The following is a 23,485-nucleotide window of genomic DNA, read 5'->3' as shown; positions in this document are numbered from 1 at the left end:
CGGGCCCTTCGCCGTACCGGGACCACGAGGAGGAGGGCGTACGCATGCGTGCCGACGCGCGCCGCAACCACGACCGGCTGCTCGCCGAGGCGCGGGCCGCCTTCGCCGCGCAGGGCACCGACGCGGCCCTGGAGGACATCGCCCGCCGCGCGGGGGTGGGCATCGGCACCCTCTACCGGCACTTCCCGACCCGGGAGGCACTGCTCGGCGCGGTGGTACGGGAGGGGATGGACGGGCTGCTCGACCGTGCGGCGGAGCTCGCCGGGGCACCCGATCCGGGTGCCGCCCTGGTGGCGTGGCTGCGCGCGCTGATCACCCACGCGCGCGAGTACCGGGGCCTGTCGGTGGCCCTCATGTCCGGGGCGCCCGGGCGGAGTTCGACGGTCGCCGAGTGCGGCGAGCCGCTGCGGGCGGCGGGCGCGCCGCTGCTCGACCGGGCCCGTGCGGCGGGCGCGGTGCGGGACGGGGTGACCGTCGGCGATCTGACCACGCTGGCGCACGCCATCGCCCTGGCCGCCGAACGCTCCCCGGAGGACCCGGAGTTGGCGGACCGGCTGCTCGATCTGACGCTCCGGGGGATCACGCGGTGAGCCGTGGGGACGAGGCCCTGGTGGGCCACTGGCACAGCGGCGCCTTCGACGTGGGCGCGATGGAGACCAGCGACCTGGCCTTCCTGCCCGACGGGCGGGGCTGGAGCGAGTTCTCCAGTGCGAGCGGGGAGTTGAGCGTGGGCCGGTTCCACTGGAGCTGCCCGGCGCCGGGCGTCCTGGAACTCCGCTACCGGCTGCGCGTCAACGGCACCTGGGCCCCGAACCCGGCCGACTCCGAGGACTCCGGGGGCTTCGGCACCGTCACCGACCACGGCCCGGACGACGAGGTGATCCGCACCGCCTATCGCATCGGCCCCGAGCTGCCGCCGTACGCCGACGCGCCCGTGACGGCGCTGGTGCTCGACGAACCCGTCGAGTTCGCCCGGTACTTCGAGCGGGGCCGGACGGAGATCGCGGAGAGCGACGACGTGTCCGCCGCCCCCGTCCCGTACCGCACGGGCTGAGTCCCGTACGGCACCGCTTCCGTACGGAGCGGGTCGCCGCACCGGCTTCCCTGTGCGCTCCGTCAGCGGCGGCGCAGGTCGGCGACGCGGGCGGCCGAGCGCTCGGGGGCGAGCACGTCGGCGCCCAGCGGGCCGCCGGGACCGCCCGGGCCGCCGCGGAACTGACCGCCCGGCAGCCGGCCGCCGCGCTGGCCCGGCAGCGGCAGGTCACGGCGCGGCCGGCCGCCCGGGGGGTGCTGCTCCGCACCGTGCGGGGCGGCGCCGGTGCCGGCCACCGCGATCTGCACGCCCTGGTCGGCCAGGGCCTGGAGCTCGGTGGCGGCGCGCTCGTCGTGCGCCGGGGGCTCGTCGGTGACCAGGCGGGTGATCACGTCGGTGGGCACCGTCTGGAACATGGTGTCGGTGCCGAGCTTGGTGTGGTCGGCGAGCACCACGACCTCGGCCGCCGCCTGCACGAGCGCCCGGTCCACGCTCGCGGAGAGCATGTTGGACGTGGACAGGCCGCGCTCGGCGGTCAGTCCGCTGCCGGAGAGGAAGGCCTTGGAGACCCGCAGGCCCTGGAGCGACTGCTCGGCCCCGCTGCCCACCAGCGCGTAGTTGGAGCCGCGCAGGGTGCCGCCGGTCATCACGACCTCGACCCGGTTGGCGTGGGCGAGGGCCTGGGCGACCAGCAGCGAGTTGGTGACGACGGTGAGCCCGGGCACCCGGGCGAGCCGGCGGGCCAGCTCCTGGGTGGTGGTGCCGGCGCCGACGACGATGGCCTCGCCCTCTTCGACGAGGTTCGCGGCGGCATCGGCGATGGCCGTCTTCTCGGCGGTGGCGAGATGGGATTTCTGCGGGAAGCCGGATTCGCGGGTGAGTCCGCCCGGCAGCACCGCACCGCCGTGCCGGCGGTCGAGGAGTCCTTCTGCCTCCAGCGCCCGCACGTCTCGCCGTACGGTCACTTCTGAGGTCTGGACGACGCGGGCGAGCTCGCGGAGCGACACGGCTCCATTGGCGCGCACCATTTCGAGGATCAACTGGCGACGTTCTGCAGCGAACACGAAACCGACAGTAACGTGACCCACAGCACTTTGGGCCGAATTGCAGAAGATGCACACAGACGGGGTCCCCACGTGATATGGGGGACCCCGTCGACATCGCGCCCCGGCTCGCGGCTATGCCCCGCCTTGCCGGGGGTTGTCCGAGTCGGCGAACCGTTCCCGCAGGCCGGAGGCCCCGTCCCGCGGGCGGTCCTGCCGGTGCTACGCCTCGCCCGCGGTCTTTCGGGTGTGCAACTGCCGTGCCACTTCCGCGATCGAGCCCGACAGGGAGGGGTACACGGTGAAAGCATTTGCGATCTGTTCGACCGTCAGATTGTTGTCGACCGCGATCGAGATGGGGTGGATCAGCTCGCTCGCGCGCGGCGCGACGACACAGCCGCCGACCACGATGCCGGTGCCCGGACGGCAGAAGATCTTGACGAAGCCGTCCCGGATGCCCTGCATCTTGGCGCGCGGGTTGCGAAGCAGCGGCAGCTTGACGACCCGGGCGTCGATCTTGCCGGCGTCCACGTCGGCCTGCGTGTAGCCGACGGTGGCGATCTCGGGGTCGGTGAAGACGTTGGAGGAGACCGTCTTCAGGTTGAGCGGGGCCACCGCGTCGCCGAGGAAGTGGTACATCGCGATGCGGCCCTGCATGGCGGCCACCGAGGCGAGCGCGAAGACGCCGGTGACGTCACCCGCCGCGTAGACGCCGGGGGCCGAGGTGCGGGAGACCTTGTCGGTCCAGATGTGGCCGGATTCCTTCAGTCGGACGCCGGCCTCCTCCAGGCCCATGCCCGCCGTGTTGGGGATGGCGCCGACGGCCATCAGGCAGTGGGTGCCGGAGATGACCCGGCCGTCGGAGAGGGTGACCTCGACCCGGTCGCCCACCCGCTTGGCGGACTCGGCGCGGGAGCGGGCCATCACGTTCATGCCGCGGCGGCGGAAGACGTCCTCCAGGACCGCGGCGGCGTCCGGGTCCTCGCCCGGCAGCACGCGGTCGCGGGAGGAGACCAGGGTGACCCGGGAGCCGAGCGCCTGGTAGGCGCCGGCGAACTCGGCGCCGGTGACGCCGGAACCGACCACGATGAGCTCCTCCGGGAGCTCCTTGAGGTCGTAGACCTGGGTCCAGTTGAGGATCCGCTCGCCGTCCGGCTTGGCGTCCGGCAGCTCGCGCGGGTGCCCGCCGGTGGCGATGAGGACGGCGTCCGCGGTGAGCGTCTCCTCGCTGCCGTCGGCGGCGGTGACGACCACCTGGCGGGAGCCGTCCATCGCCTGCCGGCCGTCGAGCCGGCCGCGGCCGCGCAGCACGCGGGCGCCGGCCCGGGTGACGGAGGCGGTGATGTCGTGCGACTGGGCGAGCGCGAGGCGCTTCACCCGGCGGTTGACCTTGCCCAGGTCGACGCCGACCACCCGGGCGGCCTGCTCGATGTGCGGGGTGTCGTCCGCGACGATGATGCCCAGCTCCTCGTAGGAGGAGTCGAAGGTGGTCATCACCTCCGCGGTGGCGATCAGGGTCTTGGAGGGAACACAGTCGGTCAGGACGGACGCGCCGCCGAGGCCGTCGCAGTCGACGACGGTCACCTCCGCGCCGAGCTGGGCGCCCACCAGGGCCGCCTCGTAGCCGCCGGGTCCACCGCCGATGATCACGATCCGGGTCACTGGGATCTACGCCTCGCGCTCTCGTTCTGCCGGGGAGTCCCCCCCGCTGGGCTGCAGTGCGTACGCCATTGTCCCGCACGCTTCAAGTGCGTACCCCATTGTCCCGCACGCGCCGGGAAGCCACGCGGCGGGGCCCGCCGAGCCCTCCGTACGGCCGCCGCAGGGTTGCCGCACGGCCGCCGCACGGCCGCCGTCACTGCGTCACCCGGGGTCACCCGGGGCGTCGCCATCCACCCCGCGCGCTCCCGTACCCTCGACCCCATGTCGCTCTACGCCGCGTACGCCGGCAACCTCGACGCGCGGCTGATGACCCGCCGCGCCCCGCACTCGCCGCTGCGCGGCACCGGCTGGCTGAACGGCTGGCGGCTGACCTTCGGCGGCGAGCAGATGGGCTGGGAGGGCGCCCTCGCCACCCTCGTGGAGGACCCGGGCTCCCAGGTCTTCGTGGCGCTGTACGACATCGCGCCCATGGACGAGGAGTCGATGGACCGCTGGGAGGGCGTCGGCCTCGACATCTACCGGCGGATGCGGGTGCGGGTGCACACCCTGGACGGCGAGGAAGCGGCCTGGGTGTACGTGCTCAACGCCTACGAGGGCGGGCTGCCCTCCGCCCGATACCTGGGCGAGGTCGCGGACGCGGCGGAGTCGGCGGGCGCCCCGCACGACTACGTGATGGAGCTGCGCAAGCGCCCCTGCTGAGGCGGAGCGCCGGGCTCCGCGCCCCCGGGCCGCGGGCTCCGGGATCTCTTCGTCGGAAACGACAAGACAACGATCACAGGTCCGTGTGCGCCGTCATCTACGCGCGTAGGGTTTCTCGGGCTAGGCTTCTGCGCGTATCAAATCCGTCCGGGGCTCCTCCTCGGACCCCCCTCCCCGAGGCGAGAGAGTCAGTGAACGCTACTGCCACCCCGTACGAGGCCGCCGAGGCCGCCGCCGCGCGCCTGCGCGAGCTGACCGGCGTCGAGACGCACGACGTCGCCCTGGTCATGGGCTCCGGCTGGGCCCCCGCCGTGGACGCGCTGGGCGCCCCCGAGGCCGAGTTCCCGGTCACCGAGCTGCCCGGCTTCCCGCCGCCGGCCGTCGAGGGCCACGGCGGCAAGATCCGCTCGTACAAGATCGGCGAGAAGCGCGCCCTGGTCTTCCTCGGCCGCACCCACTACTACGAGGGCCGCGGCGTCGCCGCCGTCGCCCACGGCGTGCGCACCGCCGTCGCCGCCGGCGTCAAGACGGTCGTCCTCACCAACGGCTGCGGCGGTCTGCGCGAGGGCATGCGCCCCGGCCAGCCGGTCCTCATCAGCGACCACATCAACCTGACGGCCGCCTCCCCGATCGTCGGCGCGAACTTCGTGGACCTCACCGACCTGTACTCGCCGCGGCTGCGCGCGCTGTGCAAGGAGGTCGACGAGACGCTGGAGGAGGGCGTGTACGTCCAGTTCCCCGGCCCGCACTACGAGACCCCGGCCGAGATCAACATGGTCCGCGTGCTGGGCGGCGACCTGGTCGGCATGTCCACCGTCCTGGAGGCCATCGCGGCCCGCGAGGCCGGCGCCGAGGTCCTCGGCATCTCCCTGGTCACCAACCTGGCGGCGGGCCTCTCGGGCGAGCCCCTGAACCACGAGGAGGTCCTCCAGGCGGGCCGCGACTCGGCCGCCCGCATGGGCGAACTCCTGACGCGGGTGCTGGACCGCATCTGAGGGTGCGCCGCCGGGGGCGCCGGGGTCCGACAGGGCTCGTGGAACTCGTGGAGCCCCTGCTCCCCCTGAAGCCCCTGGCGCTACGGACCGCTCCTGGCGCTTCCGGCGCCGCCGGGGTCCGACAGGACGCGTGGCGCTTCCGGCGCCACCGGACCGCCTCGGACCACCGGCCGCCGGGCCGGGTGCGGACGCCGCACCGGTCTGACGACCGGCGGTCCGGCCGGCCCGGGCCACGCGGCCCCGGCGCTGCCGGGCAACCGGCCACCGGACCGCTACGGGCCACCGGCCTCCGGGCCGGGCAGGCCCACAAACCGCCGCTGCCAACCGGGCACCGGCCGCCGGGCCGGGTGCGGCACGCCGCACCGGTCTGACGACCGGCGGTCCGGCCGGCCGGGGCCACGCCGCCCGGGGGCTGCCGGGCAACCGGCCACCGGACCGCTACGCGCCACCGGCGGCCGGGCCGGGCAGGCCCACAAACCGCCGTTGCCAACCGGCCGCCGAACCGACCGGGTCCACCCGGGCCCACCGGGTCCACCGGGTCCACCCGGGCCCACCGGGTCCACCGGCCCCGCCGGGCCGAAACGTTCCGCCCCGCGGGCGGGCTGCCCCCCCCTGCCGGGCTCGCCGCTCGGGGGTCCGGGGGCGGAGCCACCGGTTACGGGAAGGGGCGGGGTGGGGAAAGGCTCCGCGCAGCGGCACACCCGCCGACCCGCACGCCGGCCCCCGCGACCGGAACCCGACCCGCACCCGACCCCACCGCCCCGCCCCCGCACCGCCCCCGCCCCGTGCCCGCCCGGCGCAGGGCCCCGCATCCTTCCGCCCGTACCTCCCGAAAGGCACACCACCGTGACGCAGGACGACCTCCTCGCCCGGGCCCAGGCGTGGCTCGCCGAGGACCCCGACCAGGAGACCCGCGACGAACTCGCCGCGCTCCTCGACCGCAAGGACACCGACGAGCTCGCCGCCCGCTTCAGCGGCACCCTGCAGTTCGGCACCGCCGGCCTGCGCGGCGAGATCGGCGCCGGGCCCATGCGGATGAACCGCTCCGTGGTGATCCGCGCCGCCGCCGGCCTCGCCGCGTACCTCAAGGCCAAGGGCCACACCGGCGGACTCGTGGTCATCGGCTACGACGCCCGCTACAAGTCGGTCGACTTCGCGCGCGACACCGCCGCCGTGATGACCGGCGCCGGACTGCGCGCCGCGCTGCTGCCGCGCCCGCTGCCGACGCCCGTCCTCGCGTACGCCATAAGGCACCTGGGCGCCGTCGCCGGCGTCGAGGTGACGGCGAGCCACAACCCGCCGCGCGACAACGGCTACAAGGTCTACCTGGGCGACGGCTCGCAGATCGTGCCGCCCGCGGACGCGGAGATCGCCGCCGAGATCGACGCGGTGCGCTCGCTGAACGACGTGCCCCGCCCGTCCGAGGGCTGGGAGGTGCTCGGCGACGAGGTCCTGGAGGCCTATCTGGCCCGTACGGACGCCGTCCTCACCCCCGGTTCCCCGCGCACCGTGCGGACCGTCTACACGGCCATGCACGGCGTCGGCAAGGACGTCCTGACGGCCGCCTTCGCCCGCCACGGCTTCCCGCCGCCGGCGCTGGTCGCCGAACAGGCCGACCCGGACCCGGCGTTCCCGACCGTCGCGTTCCCGAACCCGGAGGAGCCGGGCGCCATGGACCTCGCCTTCGAGGCGGCCCGGGCCGTGGACCCCGACATCGTCATCGCCAACGACCCGGACGCCGACCGCTGCGCGGTGGCCGTGCCGGACCCCTCCGTCGAGGGCGGCTGGCGGATGCTCCGCGGCGACGAGGTGGGCGCGCTGCTCGCCGCGCACCTGGTGCACAAGGGCGCCACCGGCGTGTTCGCCGAGTCGATCGTGTCGTCCTCGCTCCTCGGCCGGATCGCCGAGGCCGCCGGCGTCGGCTACGAGGAGACGCTGACCGGCTTCAAGTGGATCGCCCGGGTGGACGGTCTGCGGTACGGCTACGAGGAGGCGCTCGGCTACTGCGTCGACCCGGAGGGCGTCCGCGACAAGGACGGCATCACGGCGGCGCTGCTCGTCGCCGAGCTGGCCTCGGAACTCAAGGAGCGCGACCGCACCCTGACCGACCTGCTCGACGACCTGGCGGTGGCGCACGGCCTGCACGCCACGGACCAGCTGTCGGTGCGCGTGGAGGACCTCGGCATCATCGCCCGCGCGATGGCGGCGCTGCGCGAGAAGCCCCCGGTGAAGCTGGCGGGTCTGACGGTCGTCTCGGCCGAGGACCTGACCAAGGGCACGGAGTCGCTGCCGCCGACCGACGGCCTGCGCTACCACCTGGAGGGCGACTACAAGGCCCGGGTGATCGTCCGCCCGTCCGGCACCGAGCCCAAGCTCAAGTGCTACCTGGAGGTCGTGGTGCCGGTCGCCGACGCGAGCGGCCTCGCCGCGGCGCGCGCGACGGCGACCACGGTGCTCGGCGCGATCAAGAAGGACCTGGCGGAGGCCGCCGGCCTCTGAGCCGGGACCGGAGCCGTTCGGGGCCCGTACGGAACTCTCCGTACGGGCCCCCGCCTTGTCCGGGCACGGGCACGTGCACCCGGACGTCCCGTACGCCCGTGCCCGCGCACGCCCCTCCCCGCCGGCCTCCGCCCGCTCGCCCGTCCGGGTGATTCGGGTCCGGCGGCGAGCCCGACGTGCGGGGCGGTTCCGGCCCGTCGGGGCAGGGTGGCCCACGTGTCCCCCGTGCCCTCGCAGCTGACCCGTCGCCGCACCGCCCGCCTGCGCCGCGTGCCGCTCCCCGCGGCGCCGCCGGGGGAGCCCGGACCGGCTTCGGGCGGCCCCCGGTGGCGGGCGGCGCTGCGGCACGCGGCCCCGGCGCTGCTCGGCTATCTCGTGGTGCGGCTGCTCGGGCTGCTCGTGCTCGCGCACTGGGCGCACCTGAAGGGGCACGGGGTCTGGCCGGCGCTCGCGACCTCGTGGGACTCGCGCTGGTACCTGGCGATCGCGGACCACGGCTACGCCCACGAGTTCCACGACCGGCCCACCGATCCGCCGCGCAGCCTGGCCTTCTTCCCGCTGTACCCGGCCCTGGTGCGGGCCGTCGCGGCGGTCACGCCGGGCTCGGCGGCCTCGGCGGGCCTGGTGCTCGCGGTGCTGTGCTCGTTCGCCGCGGCGTGGGGCGTGTTCGCGGTCGGCGACCGGCTGCGCGGGCGGCGGGCCGGGACGGTTCTGGCGGTGCTGTGGGGCGCGACGCCGGTCGCGCTGGTGCAGTGGATGGGCTACACGGAGTCGCTGTTCACGGCGCTGGCCGCGTGGGCGCTGTACGGGGTGCTGAGCGGGCGCTGGGCGTGGGCGGCGGGCCTGGCGGTCGGCGCCGGGCTGACCCGCCCGACCGGGGTCGCGGTGGCGGCGGCCGTCGCGGCGGCGGGCCTGCTCGCCGCCCGCCGGCAGGGCCGGGCGCCGCTGCTCGCGGCGGTGGTCGCGCCGCTGGGCTGGCTCGGGTACGTGGGCTGGGTGGGGCTCCGGCTGGGGCGCTGGGACGGCTACTTCGCGGTGCAGCGGGTGTGGGGCAACGTGTGGGACGGCGGCGCGGTCACCCGGGACCGGCTGCGCCAGTACCTGCTCTACTCGGCGCACCCGCAGTTCTTCCTGGCGGTGGTGTCCGTGGTGCTCCTGGTGGCGGCCGCGCTCTACCTGCTGTGCCTGGCCGACCGGCAGCCGCTGCCGCTGCTGGTGTTCACGGGCGTCCTGCTCCTGGTGGTGCTCGGCAGTGGCGGGGTCTACTTCCCGCGCGCCCGCTTCCTGCTGCCGGCCTTCCCGCTGCTCCTCCCCCTGGCGACGGCGCTCGCCCGCGCCCGTATCCCGGCCGCCGCCGTCGTCCTGGGCGGGGCCGCGCTGTCCTCGGCCTGGCTGGGGGCCTACATGCTGTTGGTCTGGTACGGGCCGCCGTGAGGCCCGGCGGCGGTGCGGGTCAGCCCGTGGCGGCCAGGACCACGAGGAGCACCAGGCCGGCCGCGGCCGGGGCGATGACCTCGTAGGCCCAGCGGACCTGCGGGGCGCCCTGCGCCTCCGGGAGGGTGCCGCGGCGCTCGGCCATCTCGCGCAGGTCGGCCACCGACTGGTCGGCGGGGGCGACCCGGGCCTTGTCCCGGACGTCGGCGGTCACCGAGGTGCGCCCGTGCGGGTCGTCCTGGGAGGCGCGGGCGGCCTGGCGGGCGGCGCGCTTGCGCTGGCGCAGCGAGACGGGGACGGCCCACAGCTGGTACTTGCGGCCCTCCTGGGTGAACACCTCGCTGGAGTAGCTGGCCCGGACGTCGGCGACGGAGCCCCAGGGCAGCGTGATGGTCCGGAAGGGGTTGCGGATCCGCAGCCGCTCGGGCCCGGCGAACACGGCGGGCCGCACGGTGAAGGCGACGATCAGCGGAATCACCAGCAGGAGCGCGGCCAGCGCCAGCCAGGGCGCACGCCCGTCCCCGCGCAGGATCGTGTCCCCGCCGAGCACCACGGCGAGCACGAGCAGGAACACCCCGCCCGCGATCCCGAGGGGCGACCGGAAGACCCGGTCCTTGACGGGCTCGGACGGCTCGGAGGGCTGCGGCGCGGGCGGCTCGGCGGAGGTCATGGCCCGATTCTGCCTCAGCCCTCAGGCCCGGGCCGTGACGAGGTCGGCGCGTACGCCGATGTCGCCGCCCCCGGCCGCGGCACGGGGGCTCCGTACCGCTGTGACAGGACTCACGCGCCACCCCATTCCCCCACGCCCGCCCGCGCTTTCGCACGCTCGGACGAGCAGGGCCCTGTACACGCCGCTACGCGCGTAGATATGCTCGACTGGTGACCATGCCCACCACTGCACCTGCAGCACATGCTTTCGCCGACGTGACCGCGTCCGAGAGCACGCTGCGTCGCTTCCTCCACGGGCTGCCCGGCGTCGACGCCGTCGGCCTGGAGGCGCGCGCCGCGTCCCTCGGCACCCGTTCGATCAAGACCACGGCCAAGGCCTACGCCATCGACCTGGCCATCTCGATGATCGACCTGACGACGCTCGAAGGCGCGGACACCCCGGGCAAGGTCCGGGCGCTCGCCGCCAAGGCCGTCAACCCCGATCCGACCGACCGCACGACCCCGACGACCGCCGCCGTCTGCGTCTACCCGGACATGGTGGCCACCGCCAAGGCCGCCCTCGCCGGCACCGACGTCAAGGTCGCCTCGGTCGCCACGGCCTTCCCCGCCGGCCGTGCCGCGCTCCCCGTGAAGCTGGCCGACACCGCCGACGCCATCGCCGCCGGCGCCGACGAGATCGACATGGTCATCGACCGTGGCGCCTTCCTCGCCGGCCGCTACCTGGAGGTCTACGAGCAGATCGCCGCCATCAAGGCCGAGTGCGGCGACCGCGCCCGACTCAAGGTGATCTTCGAGACCGGCGAGCTGTCCACGTACGACAACATCCGCCGCGCCTCCTGGCTCGGCATGATGGCCGGCGCGGACTTCATCAAGACCTCGACCGGCAAGGTCGCGGTCAACGCCACCCCCGCCAACACGCTCCTCATGCTGGAGGCCGTGCGCGACTTCCGCGCCCAGACCGGCGTCCAGATCGGCGTGAAGCCGGCCGGTGGCATCCGCAACACCAAGGAAGCGATCAAGTTCCTGGTCCTGGTCAACGAGACCGCCGGACCGGACTGGCTGGACAACCACTGGTTCCGCTTCGGCGCCTCCAGCCTGCTCAACGACCTGCTCATGCAGCGTCAGAAGCTGGCGACCGGCCACTACTCCGGCCCCGACTACGTGACGGTGGACTGATCACCATGGCATCTGCATTCGAGTACGCACCGGCGCCCGAGTCCCGGTCCGTCGTCGACATCGCGCCGAACTACGGCCTCTTCATCGACGGCGAGTTCACCGACGCGGCCGACGGCAAGGTCTTCAAGACCGTCTCCCCCTCCACCGAGGAGGTGCTCTCCGAGGTCGCCCGCGCGGGCACCGAGGACGTGGACCGCGCGGTGAAGGCGGCCCGCAGGGCCTTCGAGAAGTGGTCGGCGCTGCCCGGCGCCGAGCGCGCCAAGTACCTCTTCCGGATCGCCCGGATCATCCAGGAGCGCAGCCGCGAGCTGGCCGTCCTGGAGACCCTGGACAACGGCAAGCCGATCAAGGAGACCCGCGACGCGGACCTCCCGCTGGTCGCCGCGCACTTCTTCTACTACGCGGGCTGGGCCGACAAGCTCGACCACGCCGGCTACGGCGCGAACCCGCGCCCGCTCGGCGTGGCCGGCCAGGTCATCCCGTGGAACTTCCCGCTGCTGATGCTGGCCTGGAAGATCGCCCCGGCGCTCGCCACCGGCAACACCGTGGTCCTCAAGCCCGCCGAGACCACCCCGCTCTCCGCCCTGTTCTTCGCGGACATCTGCCGCCAGGCCGGGCTGCCCAAGGGCGTCGTCAACATCCTCCCGGGGTACGGGGACGCGGGCGCCGCGCTCGTCGAGCACCCGGACGTGAACAAGGTGGCCTTCACCGGCTCGACCGCCGTGGGCCGCGCCATCGCGAAGTCCGTCGCGGGCACGGACAAGAAGCTCACCCTGGAGCTGGGCGGCAAGGGCGCCAACATCGTCTTCGACGACGCCCCGATCGACCAGGCCGTCGAGGGCATCGTCAACGGCATCTTCTTCAACCAGGGCCAGGTCTGCTGCGCGGGTTCGCGCCTGCTGGTCCAGGAGTCGGTCCACGACGAGCTGCTCGACTCGCTCAAGCGCCGCCTGTCGACGCTGCGCCTGGGCGACCCGCTCGACAAGAACACCGACATCGGCGCCATCAACTCCGAGGAGCAGCTGGCCCGGATCACCGCGCTCGTCGAGCAGGGCGAGGCGGAGGGCGCCGAGCGCTGGTCCGCCGCCTGCGAGATCCCCAGCTCCGGCTACTGGTTCGCCCCGACGCTCTTCACCAACGTCACCCAGGCGCACACCGTCGCCCGCGACGAGATCTTCGGCCCGGTGCTGTCCGTGCTGACCTTCCGCACCCCGGACGAGGCCGTCGCCAAGGCCAACAACAGCCAGTACGGCCTGTCGGCGGGCATCTGGACGGAGAAGGGCTCCCGCATCCTCGCGGTCGCCAACAAGCTCCGCGCGGGCGTCGTGTGGGCCAACACGTTCAACAAGTTCGACCCGACCTCGCCGTTCGGCGGCTACAAGGAGTCGGGCTTCGGCCGCGAGGGCGGCCGTCACGGTCTGGAGGCCTACCTCGATGTCTGATGCGACGCGCCTCAGTGTCTTCAAGACCTACAAGCTGTACGTGGGCGGGAAGTTCCCGCGTTCCGAGAGCGGCCGGGTGTACGAGGTGACCGACACGAAGGGCAAGTGGCTGGCGAACGCCCCGCTGGCGTCCCGCAAGGACGCGCGTGACGCCGTGGTGGCGGCCCGCAAGGCCTTCGGCGGCTGGGCGGGCGCCACCGCGTACAACCGCGGCCAGATCCTCTACCGCGTCGCCGAGATGCTGGAGGGCCGCCGCGAGCAGTTCGTGCGCGAGGTCGCCGAGGCGGAGGGCCTGGGCAAGTCGAAGGCCGCCGCGGTCGTCGACGCCGCGATCGACCGCTGGGTCTGGTACGCGGGCTGGACCGACAAGATCGCGCAGGTGGTCGGCGGCGCCAACCCGGTGGCGGGCCCGTACTTCAACCTGTCCACCCCGGAGCCGACCGGCGTCGTCACCGTCCTCGCGCCCCAGGAGTCCTCGTTCCTGGGCCTGGTGTCGGTGATCGCCCCGGTCATCGCGACCGGCAACACCGCCGTGGTCGTCGCCAGCGAGAAGGCGCCGCTCCCGGCCCTCTCCCTCGGCGAGGTGCTGGCCACCTCCGACCTGCCCGGCGGCGTGGTCAACATCCTGTCCGGCAAAGCCGCCGAGATGGGCCCGCACCTCGCGGCCCACCTCGACGTCAACGCGATCGACCTGACCGGCGCGGACGCCGACCTGGCCCGCGAGCTGGAGATCGCCGCGGCGGACAACCTCAAGCGCGTGCTGCGCCCGCGCGCCGAGGACTTCGCCGCCTCCCCCGGCACGGACCGCATGACGGCCTTCCTGGAGACCAAGACCGTCTGGCACCCGACGGGTTCGCTGGGCGCGAGCGGCTCCGCGTACTAGCCGGCGCGGACACGGCACAGGGCCCCGACCGTCCGCGCGGTCGGGGCCCTCGTACGCGTACGACAACGACGACCGCTACGGCAGCAGCCCCGTCGCCAGCGGGCCCGCCACCGGCAGGTCCGCGAGCGCGCCGCCCTTGGTGACCAGGTCCGTCGCCATGTTCGTGCCGACCGGCTTGAAGTCGGCGACCTGGGTGCCGAGGCCGTTGTCCAGCGGGTCCACGCCGGTGTTGGCCAGCGGGTCGAGCTGGAGCTCGGTCAGCGGCTTCACGCCCTGGCCGACGCCCTCCAGGGCGGCCTGGCCGTCGGTCTGGGTCAGGGTGTCGAGCGGGAGCGGCACGCCGACCCCCTCGGCGGCCTGGGCCGCGGCGCCCGCGCCGAACAGGGCGGCGCCGGCCGCCGTGACGGTGAGCCCGGCCTTCACCAGGGCGCTGCGGCGGGAGGTGCGGGGAGCGGCGTGACTCGCCATGGGTGAAGATCCTTCCGGAGGGTGGTCGGGCGGGCACCGACAGTAGTGGAGGTGTGATGCTCGATACCAACGGGTCACCTCAGGGGTCCCCTGTTGGGGGGAATGGTTCACACTGGTGTCCCGTGAGTTCCCAACCGATCCCGACCCGGGTCGTCCTGCTCGCGGGCCCCTCCGGCTCCGGCAAGTCGTCCCTCGCCGCCCGCACCGGCCTGCCGGTCCTGCGCCTCGACGACTTCTACAAGGAGGGCGACGACCCCTCCCTGCCACTGGTCGGGGAGAGCTCCGACATCGACTGGGACTCCCCGCTCTCCTGGGACGCGGACGCGGCCGTCGCCGCGATCGTGCGGCTGTGCCGCACCGGACGGACCGACGTGCCCGTCTACGACATCGCGACCAGCTCGCGGGTGGACCACGAGGTCCTCGACATCGAGCGGGTGCCGCTGTTCGTGGCGGAGGGCATCTTCGCCGCCGAGATCGTGGAGCGCTGCCGCGAGCTCGGCGTGCTCGCCGACGCGCTGTGCCTGCGCGGCCGGCCCTCGACGACCTTCCGCCGCCGGCTGCTCCGGGACCTGCGGGAGGGCCGCAAGTCGGTGCCCTTCCTGCTGCGCCGCGGCTGGCGCCTGATGCGCGCGGAGCGTTCGATCGTGGCCCGCCAGACCGCGCTCGGCGCCCACCCGTGCGCGAAGGACGAGGCACTGGGCCGGCTCGCCGCCGCGGCCGCGGGCCGCCACCGGACGCCGGTCGCCCGCTGACGGCGCGGGGCCGCACACACGGAAGGCGCGGTTCGGACAAGACCCCCGCTTGTCCGAACCGCGCCTGTTCCCCCGTACCCCCGTACGGTCCCCCGTGGTGTTCCCCCGTGTTCCCCCGTTTTCCCCCGTGTGCCCTCAGGCGACGAGCTCGCCGAAGGACTCCTCCTCGTCACGGCCGAAGCTCAGCACCTCGTCCTCGCGCAGTCGCCGCAGCGAGCGCCAGATGCTCGACTTCACCGTGCCGACACTGATGTCCAGGATCTCCGCGATCTCCGGATCGGTCCGGCCCTCGTAGTAGCGCAGCACCAGCATCGTGCGCTGCAGCTCGGGCAGCCGGGCCAGGGCCTGCCACAGGACGGCGCGCAGCTCGGTGCCGCGCATCGCGTCCGTCTCGCCCACCGTCTCCGGGAGCTCCTCGGTCGGGTACTCGTTGAGCTTGCGCCGGCGCCAGGCACTGATGTGCAGGTTGGTCATCGTGCGGCGCAGGTAGCCGCCGACCGCGGCCTTGTCGCTGATCCGGTCCCAGGCGCGGTACGTGGAGAACAGCGCGCTCTGGAGCAGGTCCTCGGCCTCGAAGCGGTCACCGGTCAGGTGGTAGGCGGTGGCGTACAGGGAGGCCCGGCGCTCCTGGACGTAGGCCGTGAACTCGGCCTCCGAACAGGAACGCTCCCCCGTGGCCTCCCCGTACGCCGCTGCCCCGTCAGTCACGGCGACCATGTACGGCGCCTTGTACTGACGCCCGACGGTCCGGGAGCACCCCCGTCCTCCCGTGACGCCGGACTTCTCGGTGTTCCGCGTGACGTCGTGGAGACGCGTGACAACTGCGCTGGAGGTGGTGCTGTGCAGTGCGTTCATCTCGCGCCCCCCGTCGGTCGGAATCCGTAGGTCCTTGATGTCGAAAAGCTTGCCCGGCCCACTTCATGGCGGTGTCCGCCGACTGTCACAGGCGTGTCACAGGGCGGGGCGGTACGGGGACGTGACTGGACGGTCGATCTCGGACGGCGCATGGGACAGAATGAGGCCGTGCCTTTCCTGTTGCTGATCGAGGACGACGACGCCATCCGCACGGCCCTCGAACTCTCCCTGTCACGCCAGGGCCACCGTGTGGCCACCGCGGCGACGGGCGAGGACGGCCTGAAGCTGCTGAAGGAACAGCGGCCGGACCTGGTCGTGCTGGACGTGATGCTGCCCGGCATCGACGGTTTCGAGGTGTGCCGCCGGATCCGGCGCACGGACCAGTTGCCGATCATCCTGCTGACCGCCCGCAGCGACGACATCGACGTGGTCGTGGGCCTGGAGTCGGGCGCGGACGACTACGTGGTCAAGCCCGTGCAGGGCCGGGTGCTCGACGCCCGGATCCGCGCGGTGCTGCGGCGCGGCGAGCGGGAGGCCACCGACTCGGCGACCTTCGGTTCGCTGGTGATCGACCGCTCCGCGATGACGGTGACGAAGAACGGGGAGGACCTGCAGCTCACGCCGACCGAGCTGCGGCTGCTCCTGGAACTGAGCCGGCGGCCCGGCCAGGCGCTGTCGCGCCAGCAGCTGCTGCGGCTGGTGTGGGAGCACGACTACCTGGGCGACTCGCGGCTGGTGGACGCCTGTGTGCAGCGGCTGCGCGCCAAGGTGGAGGACGTGCCGTCCTCGCCGACCCTGATCCGCACCGTACGGGGCGTGGGCTACCGGCTGGACGTCCCTGCGTGAGCAAGGGAATCATCTCGGCGCTCCGCTTCACGAGCCTGCGGCTCCGTCTCGTCGTCGTCTTCGCCCTGGTCGCGCTCACCGCGGCCGTCTCGGCCTCGGGCATCGCGTACTGGCTCAACCGCGAGGCCGTGCTCAAGCGCACCCAGGACGCGGCCCTGAACGACTTCCGGCAGGAGATGCAGAACCGGGCGGCGACGCTGCCGCTGCGGCCCACGCAGGAGGAGCTGCGGCGCACCGCCGAGCAGATGGCGGCGGGCAGCGCCGGCTACAGCGTGCTGCTGATCGGCGAGCGGGCGGCGGGCAAGCCGATCGTCGGCGCCTCCGACCCGGACCGCTTCACGCTCGCGGACGTGCCGGCCTCGCTGCGCACCGCCGTGTCGACCGAGCGTCCGGTGACGGACGCCAACCCGTACCGCTACCACCTGGTGTGGCAGCGCACCCGGCGCGGCTCGACGCCGTACCTGGTGGGCGGGACGAAGATCGACGGCGGTGGTCCGACCGGCTACATGTTCAAGTCGCTGGCCGCGGAGAAGGCCGACCTGAACTCGCTGGCCTGGTCGCTGGGCATCGCCACCGGTCTCGCGGTGATCGGCTCGGTGCTGCTGGCGCAGGTCGCGGCGACCACCGTGCTGCGCCCGGTGCACCGGCTCGGCGAGGCGGCCCGGCAGCTCGGCGAGGGCAAGCTCGACACCCGGCTGCGGGTCTCCGGCGCCGACGAACTGGCGGATCTCTCCCGTACGTTCAACAGCGCGGCCGAGTCGCTGCAGAAGCAGGTCGCGGACATGAGCGCGCGGGAGGAGGCGAGCCGCCGCTTCGTCGCCGACATGTCGCACGAGCTGCGCACCCCGCTGACCGCGCTGACCGCCGTCACCGAGGTCCTGGAGGACGAGCAGGACGACCTCGACCCGATGATCGCGCCGGCGGTCGCCCTGGTGGTGAGCGAGACCCGGCGGCTCAACGACCTGGTGGAGAACCTGATGGAGGTGACCCGCTTCGACGCGGGCACCGCGCGGCTGGTCCTGGACGACGTGGACATCGCCGACCAGATCACCGCCTGCATCGACGCCCGGGCCTGGCTGGACGCGGTCGACCTGGACGCCGAGCGCGGGATCGTGGCCCGGCTCGATCCGCGCCGCCTCGACGTGATCCTGGCCAATCTGATCGGCAACGCGCTGAAGCACGGCGGTTCGCCGGTGCGGGTGTCGGTGCGGACGGAGGCCGCCGAGGCCGGCGAGGAGCTGGTGATCTCGGTGCGGGACCACGGACCGGGCATCCCGGTGGAGGTGCTGCCGCACGTCTTCGACCGCTTCTACAAGGCGAGCGCCTCCCGGCCGCGTTCGGACGGCAGCGGTCTCGGCCTGTCCATCGCCATGGAGAACGCGCTGATCCACGGCGGTTCGATCACGGCCGCCAACTCCACGGACGCGGACGGGAAGGTGGACGGCGCGGTGTTCGTGCTGCGGCTTCCGCGGGGCGAGGTGGAGGAGAGTTGAGACGTCGGGGTACGGGCCGGGGCGCGGGGCTGCTGGTCCTGGGCGCCGTGCTGCTCGCGGGCTGTGGCATCCGGACCACCTCGGTGCCGGTCGACGCGGGGGCGGCGCCCTCGCGGGTGCCGTGCAGCGTGCCGGGCGCGTTCTCCGGGACCGCGGGGCAGGGCGGGCTGCCGCTGCGCGTGTACCTGCTGTGCGGGGCGCAGTTGGAGCCGGTCGAGCGGCGTTCGCCGCTGCCCGAGGAGAAGGCGGCGGGCGATCCGGTGCGGACCGCTTCGGCGCTGCTCGCGCTGCTCGCGGGCGAGCCCTCGGAGGAGGAGCGGCGGGCCGGGTTCGGCACGGCCGTGAAGGGGCCGCTGACGGTGGGCGCGGGCCGCAAGGGCGATCCGGCGGGCACGCTGCGGCTGAGCCGGCAGCCGGAGGACCTGCCGCCGACGGCGCTCGCGCAGATCGTGTGCACCTTCGCGGAGAGCGCGGCCGGCGAGTCGGCGCCCGGCGGTTCGGGCGGCGACTCGGTGGTCCTGGGCGGCCCGGGGCCGTACCAGCCGCGCCGTTACAGCTGTACGGGCGAGCTGAAGGAGCGTCCGGAGTCGGCGGTGCCCTCGGCGCCGGCGGCGGACGGGGCCTCGGCGTCCTGAGGCGCGGCGCGGCTGTCGGCTGCGTCACCCGGGCGGGCGCGGCGGAACCGATTCCGCCGGGGTGCGCGTCTTGGGGGGCGTGCAGCGTCAAGGTTCGGGCGGTTCGGGCAGTTCCGGCGGCAGTGTCGCCGTGGTCGTACGCGTGGCGGGGTTCCTGCTTCTCCTCGCGCATCTGCTGCTCGTCGCCTGGGTGACGCTCCGCCCGCGCGACGTGGCCTGGGTGACGGCGCCGAACCTGACGCCGCTGGCCGGGATCCGCGGCGATCTGGCGCTCGGTCCGGCCGAGGCGGCCCGGCGGATCGCCGGCGGGCTGCTGCTCCTGGCCCCGCTCGGGGTGCTGCTGCCGATGGCGGACGGGCGGCTCACGGTCTCCCCGTGGGCCTCGCTGACCCGGACGACGGCGGCCGGTGCGCTGGTGTCGCTGGCGGTCGAGCTGTTGCAGACGGCGGTGCCCGGGCAGGTAGTGGACGTGGACTCCGTGCTCCTGAACACGGCGGGCGTGGCGCTCGCGCACCTGTTGTGCGTGCCGGCGGCGCGGGCCCGGCTGCGGCGCGGGGCGCGCGGCGGGCGGGCGTCCCGGCCAGGCGGGTCCTCCTCGGGGAGGACGTCCAGGGTGGTTTCTCAGGGGCCGACCCCGACGATTCCCAGGGTCGGGATCGCCCCGTAGAGGGACGCTTTGTCCGGGGGTGCGGCGGCAGGATGGAGTCATCGGGAAGGCCCGATCGGAACGACCGAGACCCGGAAGCACCCGGAGAGAAGGAGCCCACCATGGCCGCTGTTGTCCGCCCCCGCGAAGGTCGCATGCTCGGCGGAGTGTGCGCGGCCCTGGCCCGGCGCTTCGGCATCTCGGCGACGACGATGCGCGTGATCTTCCTCGCCTCCTGCCTGCTGCCCGGCCCGCAGTTCCTGCTCTACCTGGCGCTGTGGGTGCTGCTGCCGGGCGAGAAGACCGCGAGCACGGCCTGGTAGGGCCGGGCCGAGGCTCGTACCGCACGCCGAAGGGGCGCCCGTCCATCACGGACGGGCGCCCCTTCGGCATGGGTGCGCGGGGCCGCTTACAGCGGCAGGCCGGCGCCGAGGCCGCCGACGGGGAGGCCGCCGAGCAGGCCGGTGGCGGCACCCAGCGGGGTGGCGGCGAGGCCGGACTGGGCGCCCTGGAGCGGGAGGTCGGCGGCCTGCTTCTGGACCTCGCCGGGGAGGTTCTGGGCCTGCTCGACGGCGCCCGGGAGGGTGGCGGCGCCCTGCTCGACACCGGTGCCGAGGGCGGTCTCGCCGCCGGTCAGGGCCTCGCCCGCGCCGGCCGGGAGGGTCGTGACGTCGTCGCCGAGCGGCACGGTGCTGGTCACCAGGCCGAGTGCGTCCAGGCCGGCGGGCGCGGCGGGGGCGGCGGAGGCCGTACCGGCGGCGACGGCGGCGAAGGCGGCACCGAGGGCGGCGACACCGAGCGTCTTGGCGGCAGACTGCTTCATCAGAAAATCTTCCTCAGGGAATCTCGGAGGCGGTACCGGCGCGACGGGGGAAAGCGCCGGGAGCACGCATGAGCAGGGGGAGTCTCGGGAATGCAGAGTGGCTACGCAAACTAGCCAGCGAGCGCCCGGTCCGCAAACACCGAAAGGCGGCCGGGCGTGGTGCGCCCGGCCGCCCCGTCCTGTTTCCCGAAGGGGCCGATCAGGCCTTCTTCTCGGAAGACTCGCTGGTGGTGGCGGTCTGCTGGAACAGCCATTCGGACTTCAGCTCGGCATATCCGGGCTTGATGACGTCGTTGATCATCGCGAGCCGTTCATCGAAAGGAATGAACGCTGATTTCATCGCATTGACCGTGAACCACTGCATGTCGTCGAGCGTGTAGCCGAATGCCTCGACCAGGAATTCGAATTCCCGGCTCATGCTGGTGCCGCTCATCAGACGGTTGTCGGTGTTGACGGTGGCGCGGAAGTGCAGCTTGCGCAGCAGGCCGATGGGGTGCTCGCGGTAGGAGGCGGCGGCGCCGGTCTGCAGGTTGGAGGTGGGGCACATCTCCAGCGGGATGCGCTTGTCGCGGACGTAGGCGGCGAGCCGGCCCAGCGAGACCGAGCCGTCGTCGGCGACCTCGATGTCGTCGATGATCCGCACGCCGTGGCCGAGCCGGTCGGCGCCGCACCACTGGAGGGCCTGCCAGATCGACGGCAGGCCGAAGGCCTCGCCGGCGTGGATGGTGAAGTGGTTGTTCTCCCGCTTCAGGTACTCGAAGGCGTCGAGGTGGCGGGTGGGCGGGAAGCCGGCCTCGGCGCCCGCGATGTCGAAGCCGACCACGCCGGAGTCGCGGTAGCGGTTGGCGAGTTCGGCGATCTCCAGGGCGCGGGCGGCGTGCCGCATCGCGGTGAGCAGCGCGCCGACCCGGATCCGGTGGCCGTTCGCCCTGGCCTGCCGCTCGCCCTCACGGAAGCCCTCGTTGACCGCCTCGACGACCTCTTCGAGGCTGAGGCCGCCCTCCAGGTGCTGCTCGGGGGCGTAGCGCACCTCGGCGTAGACGACGCCGTCCTCGGCGAGGTCGACGGCGCACTCGGCGGCGACCCGGACGAGGGCCTCGCGGGTCTGCATGACGGCGCAGGTGTGCGCGAACGTCTCCAGATAGCGCTCCAGGGAGCCGGAGTCGGCGGCCTCCCGGAACCAGATGCCGAGCTTGTCGGGCTCGGTCTCCGGAAGGCTGTCGTAGCCCTGCTCACGGGCGAGTTCGATGATCGTGCCGGGGCGCAGCCCGCCGTCGAGGTGGTCGTGCAGCAGGACCTTCGGGGCGCGGCGGATCTGGTCCGCGGAGGGGGTGCTGGGGATCTGGCTCGTCATTGCCGCACTCTAGCCCCTACGCGCGTAGAGCGCGCCCCTTCGGCGCCGGATCGGCCCCCGGGAATTTCCGGTGCGGGCGGCGGGCGGGCCCGCCTAGCCTGCGCGTATGACCCTTCCAGCGGACGCGTCCGCCACCGACGCCGAACTCCTGCGGATCCGCGGCTTCCTGTCCGCGTTCACCCGGCGGCAGGCCGAGCGGACGGTGGACTTCCCGGGCGGGTTCGCCGCGCTCGACGACGCCTACGCACTGTCCCACGGCAACAACCACGTGCTGGTGGACGGCACGCCCGACCCGGCGGCGCTGCCCGGCGTGGTCGACGAGCTCCTGGCCCATCTCCCCCACCGCACGGTGTACGTGCCGGACGCGGCCGTCGGCCGGGCCTGCGCCGGTCCGCTGCGGGAGGCCGGCTACACCCGCGCCGTCGTGCTGCTGATGCGCCACACCGGACCGGTCCCAGAGCGCGGCGGGGCGCGCGAGGTGGACCTGCCGGCGCTGCGCGGCCCGGTGGCCGAGAGCTGGCGGCGCTTCCTGCCGGACGCCTCGGACGAGGTCGTCGCGACCCTGGTGGACCGGCGGGCGGCCCGCCTGCGGGGCGCGGCCGACGTGCGGTTCCTGGCCTCGCACGACGAGTTCGGCGAGGTCGCCTCCTGGGCCGACCTCTATGTCGACCCGGCGACCGGGGTGGCCCAGATCGAGGACCTGGTCACGGCCGAGCCGTACCTCGGGCAGGGGCACGCCGGGGTCGTCCTGGACACCGCCCTGCGCCTGGCGGCGACCGCCGGCGCCACCACGACCTTCCTGACCGCCCTCGCCGACGACTGGCCGCGCCACTGGTACGCGCGGCGCGGTTTCGTGGCGGTGGGCGAAGTGCACTGCTTCGAACGGGCGTAGCAACGGCCGGGCGCGCGGCGGGTGTTCGCTCAGCGGACGATACGTAACAGAGACCGCGCGTACCACTGGCGTACACCTCGGCTTCTGAGACTGTTCTGCCATGGCGCACAACGCACTTGTGGGACCGGCCGCCGACCGGACACCCCGGCTGGGTCGGCCCGTCGCGGCGACGGCAGCGGTGACCGAGGCGGGCGGGGTGGTGCTGCTGCTGCCGGACGGGGAGACCGTGTCCGGGCGGCGGGCCTCGGTAAGGGCGCACGCGGCGGCGCTGCCGCTGGCGCGGCGGCTCGCCCGGGCGGGGCGGGCGGACGGCCTGGTGGCGCACGTGGTGCGCTACCGCGGCCGCGGCTGGAACGGCGCGGACGCGCAGCTCGCGGCGGACGCCCGGTGGGCGGTCGCGGAGGCGGTGCGGCGCTACGGCGACGTGCCGGTCTGTCTGGCGGGCCTCGGGATGGGCGCGCGGGCGGCCCTGCACGCGGGCGGCCACCCGGCGGTGGCGGCGGTCCTGGCGATCGCCCCCTGGCTGCCGGAGGACGACCGGGCGGCCGAGCCCGAGCCCGTACGCCAGTTGGTGGGGCGGCGGGTGCTGGTGGTGCACGGCACGAACGACGCCCGGACCGATCCGGAGCTGTCGTACCGCTACGCGGAGCGCGCCAAGAAGTCCAACCGCGACACCTGCCGCTTCGAGGTGCACACGGACGGGCACGCGCTGCGCCAGTACCAGGACGAAGTACGGGCGCTGGCCGCCGACTTCGTCCTGTCGACGCTGTTCGCCCGCCCGCAGAGCCGCCCGCTCGCCGACGCGATGGCGGCCCCGCCGCCGCTGGGCCTGCGCATGCCGCTGGCGGCGGGCTTCGGCGGCTCGTCGCGCTAGGGCCTGTCCGGCGGATCAGGCTCGGGCAGGCCGCGGCGTCCGGTGCGTGGGGTCTCCCCGGGCCCGCCAGGGCCCAGGGTTGGGGTCTCCCCAGGCCCGCACGGCCCAGGGTCGGGGCCCCAGGCCCGCCAGGGCCCAGGGTTGGGGTCTCCCCGGGCCCGCCACGGCCCAGGGTTGGGGTCTCCCCGGGCCCGCCACGGCCCAGGGGAAGGATCGCAAGGCGGAGGGGGCACCTCCCCGGCCGCCAGGCCGATGGGGCGGACGCGACGTCGGCCCCCGGGCCAAGCCCAGAGGGGCCATCGGCGACCGACG

Annotated in this window: 24 protein-coding genes; 17 read left to right on the top strand and 7 right to left on the bottom strand. The window is 74.0% G+C overall.

The genetic code is table 11. The annotated features are described in order from the left end of the window. The first annotated feature begins 44 nt into the window (after positions 1-44). Together ACIGW2_RS03440 and ACIGW2_RS03435 are read left to right on the top strand one after the other, a co-directional pair. Positions 45-590: a TetR/AcrR family transcriptional regulator gene (locus ACIGW2_RS03440; RefSeq protein WP_391653060.1), complete on the top strand. Its 546-nt coding sequence runs from the start codon at positions 45-47 to the stop codon at positions 588-590. Next, positions 587-1,054, top strand: coding sequence for a hypothetical protein (locus tag ACIGW2_RS03435; RefSeq protein ID WP_391653061.1), 468 nt, complete (start codon positions 587-589; stop codon positions 1,052-1,054). The genes ACIGW2_RS03440 and ACIGW2_RS03435 overlap by 4 nt, the downstream gene beginning before the upstream one ends. Before the next feature lie 62 nt (positions 1,055-1,116). Here the strand turns inward: ACIGW2_RS03435 and ACIGW2_RS03430 are convergent, their stop codons facing one another. Together ACIGW2_RS03430 and ACIGW2_RS03425 are read right to left on the bottom strand one after the other, a co-directional pair. Then, a complete protein-coding gene (locus ACIGW2_RS03430) occupies positions 1,117-2,061 on the bottom strand; it encodes a DeoR/GlpR family DNA-binding transcription regulator (RefSeq protein ID WP_391653360.1) in 945 nt (314 codons plus the stop codon). 237 nt (positions 2,062-2,298) lie between these two features. Continuing rightward, the gene (locus ACIGW2_RS03425) at positions 2,299-3,738 is read right to left on the bottom strand and encodes an NAD(P)H-quinone dehydrogenase (RefSeq protein ID WP_391653062.1); all 1,440 of its coding nucleotides are present in this window, start codon (positions 3,736-3,738) and stop codon (positions 2,299-2,301) included. Positions 3,739-3,999: 261 nt separating this feature from the next. Here ACIGW2_RS03425 and ACIGW2_RS03420 point away from each other — a divergent pair, with 261 nt between their 5' ends. The 4 genes from ACIGW2_RS03420 to ACIGW2_RS03405 all read left to right on the top strand — a co-directional run bounded on the left by ACIGW2_RS03420 (position 4,000) and on the right by ACIGW2_RS03405 (position 9,365). After that, the gene (locus ACIGW2_RS03420) at positions 4,000-4,437 is read left to right on the top strand and encodes a gamma-glutamylcyclotransferase (protein WP_361575646.1); all 438 of its coding nucleotides are present in this window, start codon (positions 4,000-4,002) and stop codon (positions 4,435-4,437) included. Positions 4,438-4,628: 191 nt separating this feature from the next. Beyond that, positions 4,629-5,432, top strand: a complete 804-nt coding sequence (locus ACIGW2_RS03415) for a purine-nucleoside phosphorylase (RefSeq protein WP_391653063.1) — start codon at positions 4,629-4,631, stop codon at positions 5,430-5,432. 846 nt (positions 5,433-6,278) lie between these two features. Beyond that, positions 6,279-7,931, top strand: coding sequence for a phospho-sugar mutase (locus ACIGW2_RS03410; RefSeq protein WP_399840785.1), 1,653 nt, complete (start codon positions 6,279-6,281; stop codon positions 7,929-7,931). Between the two features lie 216 nt (positions 7,932-8,147). Then, positions 8,148-9,365 (top strand): hypothetical protein, encoded by a 1,218-nt coding sequence (locus ACIGW2_RS03405; RefSeq protein WP_399840783.1) that lies wholly within the window; start codon positions 8,148-8,150, stop codon positions 9,363-9,365. A 19-nt stretch (positions 9,366-9,384) separates the two neighbouring features. Here ACIGW2_RS03405 and ACIGW2_RS03400 read toward each other — a convergent pair whose 3' ends face one another. Then, positions 9,385-10,035 carry a PH domain-containing protein gene (locus ACIGW2_RS03400; RefSeq protein ID WP_391653066.1) on the bottom strand — a complete coding sequence of 217 codons (651 nt, stop codon included), beginning with the start codon at positions 10,033-10,035 and terminating at the stop codon, positions 9,385-9,387. A 215-nt stretch (positions 10,036-10,250) separates the two neighbouring features. Here ACIGW2_RS03400 and deoC point away from each other — a divergent pair, with 215 nt between their 5' ends. From deoC to ACIGW2_RS03385, 3 genes are read left to right on the top strand one after another with little or no spacing between them, the layout of a single operon-like run. Beyond that, a complete protein-coding gene (deoC, locus tag ACIGW2_RS03395; RefSeq protein WP_361575631.1) occupies positions 10,251-11,210 on the top strand; it encodes a deoxyribose-phosphate aldolase in 960 nt (319 codons plus the stop codon). A 5-nt stretch (positions 11,211-11,215) separates the two neighbouring features. Beyond that, positions 11,216-12,652: an aldehyde dehydrogenase family protein gene (locus ACIGW2_RS03390; protein WP_361575628.1), complete on the top strand. Its 1,437-nt coding sequence runs from the start codon at positions 11,216-11,218 to the stop codon at positions 12,650-12,652. Next, the gene (locus ACIGW2_RS03385) at positions 12,645-13,535 is read left to right on the top strand and encodes an aldehyde dehydrogenase family protein (RefSeq protein ID WP_399840781.1); all 891 of its coding nucleotides are present in this window, start codon (positions 12,645-12,647) and stop codon (positions 13,533-13,535) included. Before ACIGW2_RS03390 ends, ACIGW2_RS03385 begins: the two co-directional genes overlap by 8 nt. 75 nt (positions 13,536-13,610) lie before the next feature. Here the strand turns inward: ACIGW2_RS03385 and ACIGW2_RS03380 are convergent, their stop codons facing one another. Further along, positions 13,611-14,003, bottom strand: a complete 393-nt coding sequence (locus ACIGW2_RS03380; protein WP_356077051.1) for a hypothetical protein — start codon at positions 14,001-14,003, stop codon at positions 13,611-13,613. Between the two features lie 56 nt (positions 14,004-14,059). Between ACIGW2_RS03380 and ACIGW2_RS03375 the strand changes: the two genes are divergently transcribed. Next, entirely contained in the window at positions 14,060-14,755 is a 696-nt protein-coding gene (locus tag ACIGW2_RS03375; protein ID WP_399840778.1) for a uridine kinase, read from the top strand. 135 nt (positions 14,756-14,890) lie between these two features. On the opposite strand, the gene ACIGW2_RS03370 is transcribed toward ACIGW2_RS03375, so the two are convergent. Beyond that, positions 14,891-15,610 carry a SigE family RNA polymerase sigma factor gene (locus ACIGW2_RS03370; protein ID WP_391653070.1) on the bottom strand — a complete coding sequence of 240 codons (720 nt, stop codon included), beginning with the start codon at positions 15,608-15,610 and terminating at the stop codon, positions 14,891-14,893. 168 nt (positions 15,611-15,778) lie between these two features. Here ACIGW2_RS03370 and afsQ1 point away from each other — a divergent pair, with 168 nt between their 5' ends. The 5 genes from afsQ1 to ACIGW2_RS03345 all read left to right on the top strand — a co-directional run bounded on the left by afsQ1 (position 15,779) and on the right by ACIGW2_RS03345 (position 19,553). Then, on the top strand, positions 15,779-16,456 hold the full coding sequence (gene afsQ1, locus ACIGW2_RS03365; protein WP_265869013.1) for a two-component system response regulator AfsQ1: 678 nt from the start codon (positions 15,779-15,781) through the stop codon (positions 16,454-16,456). Then, positions 16,453-17,949: a HAMP domain-containing sensor histidine kinase gene (locus tag ACIGW2_RS03360; protein ID WP_361575616.1), complete on the top strand. Its 1,497-nt coding sequence runs from the start codon at positions 16,453-16,455 to the stop codon at positions 17,947-17,949. Before afsQ1 ends, ACIGW2_RS03360 begins: the two co-directional genes overlap by 4 nt. Then, the gene (locus ACIGW2_RS03355) at positions 17,946-18,584 is read left to right on the top strand and encodes a hypothetical protein (RefSeq protein ID WP_399840775.1); all 639 of its coding nucleotides are present in this window, start codon (positions 17,946-17,948) and stop codon (positions 18,582-18,584) included. Before ACIGW2_RS03360 ends, ACIGW2_RS03355 begins: the two co-directional genes overlap by 4 nt. A gap of 142 nt (positions 18,585-18,726) precedes the next feature. Continuing rightward, positions 18,727-19,251, top strand: a complete 525-nt coding sequence (locus ACIGW2_RS03350; protein ID WP_361575611.1) for a VanZ family protein — start codon at positions 18,727-18,729, stop codon at positions 19,249-19,251. A gap of 101 nt (positions 19,252-19,352) precedes the next feature. After that, entirely contained in the window at positions 19,353-19,553 is a 201-nt protein-coding gene (locus ACIGW2_RS03345) for a PspC domain-containing protein (protein WP_361575608.1), read from the top strand. Positions 19,554-19,639: 86 nt separating this feature from the next. Here the strand turns inward: ACIGW2_RS03345 and ACIGW2_RS03340 are convergent, their stop codons facing one another. Next, positions 19,640-20,053, bottom strand: coding sequence for a hypothetical protein (locus ACIGW2_RS03340; protein ID WP_399840773.1), 414 nt, complete (start codon positions 20,051-20,053; stop codon positions 19,640-19,642). A 199-nt stretch (positions 20,054-20,252) separates the two neighbouring features. Next, complete coding sequence (locus ACIGW2_RS03335) at positions 20,253-21,407, bottom strand: adenosine deaminase (RefSeq protein WP_399840771.1); 1,155 nt, start codon at positions 21,405-21,407, stop codon at positions 20,253-20,255. 106 nt (positions 21,408-21,513) lie between these two features. Between ACIGW2_RS03335 and ACIGW2_RS03330 the strand changes: the two genes are divergently transcribed. Further along, complete coding sequence (locus tag ACIGW2_RS03330; protein ID WP_391653075.1) at positions 21,514-22,299, top strand: GNAT family N-acetyltransferase; 786 nt, start codon at positions 21,514-21,516, stop codon at positions 22,297-22,299. 100 nt (positions 22,300-22,399) lie between these two features. Next, complete coding sequence (locus tag ACIGW2_RS03325) at positions 22,400-23,173, top strand: alpha/beta hydrolase (RefSeq protein WP_399840769.1); 774 nt, start codon at positions 22,400-22,402, stop codon at positions 23,171-23,173. The last annotated feature ends 312 nt before the right edge of the window (positions 23,174-23,485 follow it).

Origin of the sequence: Streptomyces sp. NPDC053541, from assembly GCF_044544705.1 — a bacterium.
In the GTDB taxonomy this organism is placed as follows: domain Bacteria; phylum Actinomycetota; class Actinomycetes; order Streptomycetales; family Streptomycetaceae; genus Streptomyces.
This window is presented reverse-complemented; position numbering and strand designations above follow the sequence as displayed.

Bases quoted from the DNA above. Each gene is read 5' to 3' on its own strand.
- ACIGW2_RS03390 (WP_361575628.1), top strand. From the start codon at position 11,216: ATGGCATCTGCATTCGAGTACGCACCGGCGCCCGAGTCCCGGTCCGTC.
- ACIGW2_RS03375 (WP_399840778.1), top strand. From the start codon at position 14,060: ATGCTCGATACCAACGGGTCACCTCAGGGGTCCCCTGTTGGGGGGAAT.
- ACIGW2_RS03400 (WP_391653066.1), bottom strand. From the start codon at position 10,035: ATGACCTCCGCCGAGCCGCCCGCGCCGCAGCCCTCCGAGCCGTCCGAG.
- ACIGW2_RS03370 (WP_391653070.1), bottom strand. From the start codon at position 15,610: ATGAACGCACTGCACAGCACCACCTCCAGCGCAGTTGTCACGCGTCTC.
- ACIGW2_RS03335 (WP_399840771.1), bottom strand. From the start codon at position 21,407: ATGACGAGCCAGATCCCCAGCACCCCCTCCGCGGACCAGATCCGCCGC.
- deoC (WP_361575631.1), top strand. From the start codon at position 10,251: ATGCCCACCACTGCACCTGCAGCACATGCTTTCGCCGACGTGACCGCG.
- ACIGW2_RS03430 (WP_391653360.1), bottom strand. From the start codon at position 2,061: ATGGTGCGCGCCAATGGAGCCGTGTCGCTCCGCGAGCTCGCCCGCGTC.
- ACIGW2_RS03380 (WP_356077051.1), bottom strand. From the start codon at position 14,003: ATGGCGAGTCACGCCGCTCCCCGCACCTCCCGCCGCAGCGCCCTGGTG.
- ACIGW2_RS03440 (WP_391653060.1), top strand. From the start codon at position 45: ATGCGTGCCGACGCGCGCCGCAACCACGACCGGCTGCTCGCCGAGGCG.
- ACIGW2_RS03385 (WP_399840781.1), top strand. From the start codon at position 12,645: ATGTCTGATGCGACGCGCCTCAGTGTCTTCAAGACCTACAAGCTGTAC.
- ACIGW2_RS03340 (WP_399840773.1), bottom strand. From the start codon at position 20,053: ATGAAGCAGTCTGCCGCCAAGACGCTCGGTGTCGCCGCCCTCGGTGCC.
- ACIGW2_RS03330 (WP_391653075.1), top strand. From the start codon at position 21,514: ATGACCCTTCCAGCGGACGCGTCCGCCACCGACGCCGAACTCCTGCGG.
- ACIGW2_RS03420 (WP_361575646.1), top strand. From the start codon at position 4,000: ATGTCGCTCTACGCCGCGTACGCCGGCAACCTCGACGCGCGGCTGATG.
- ACIGW2_RS03325 (WP_399840769.1), top strand. From the start codon at position 22,400: ATGGCGCACAACGCACTTGTGGGACCGGCCGCCGACCGGACACCCCGG.
- ACIGW2_RS03345 (WP_361575608.1), top strand. From the start codon at position 19,353: ATGGCCGCTGTTGTCCGCCCCCGCGAAGGTCGCATGCTCGGCGGAGTG.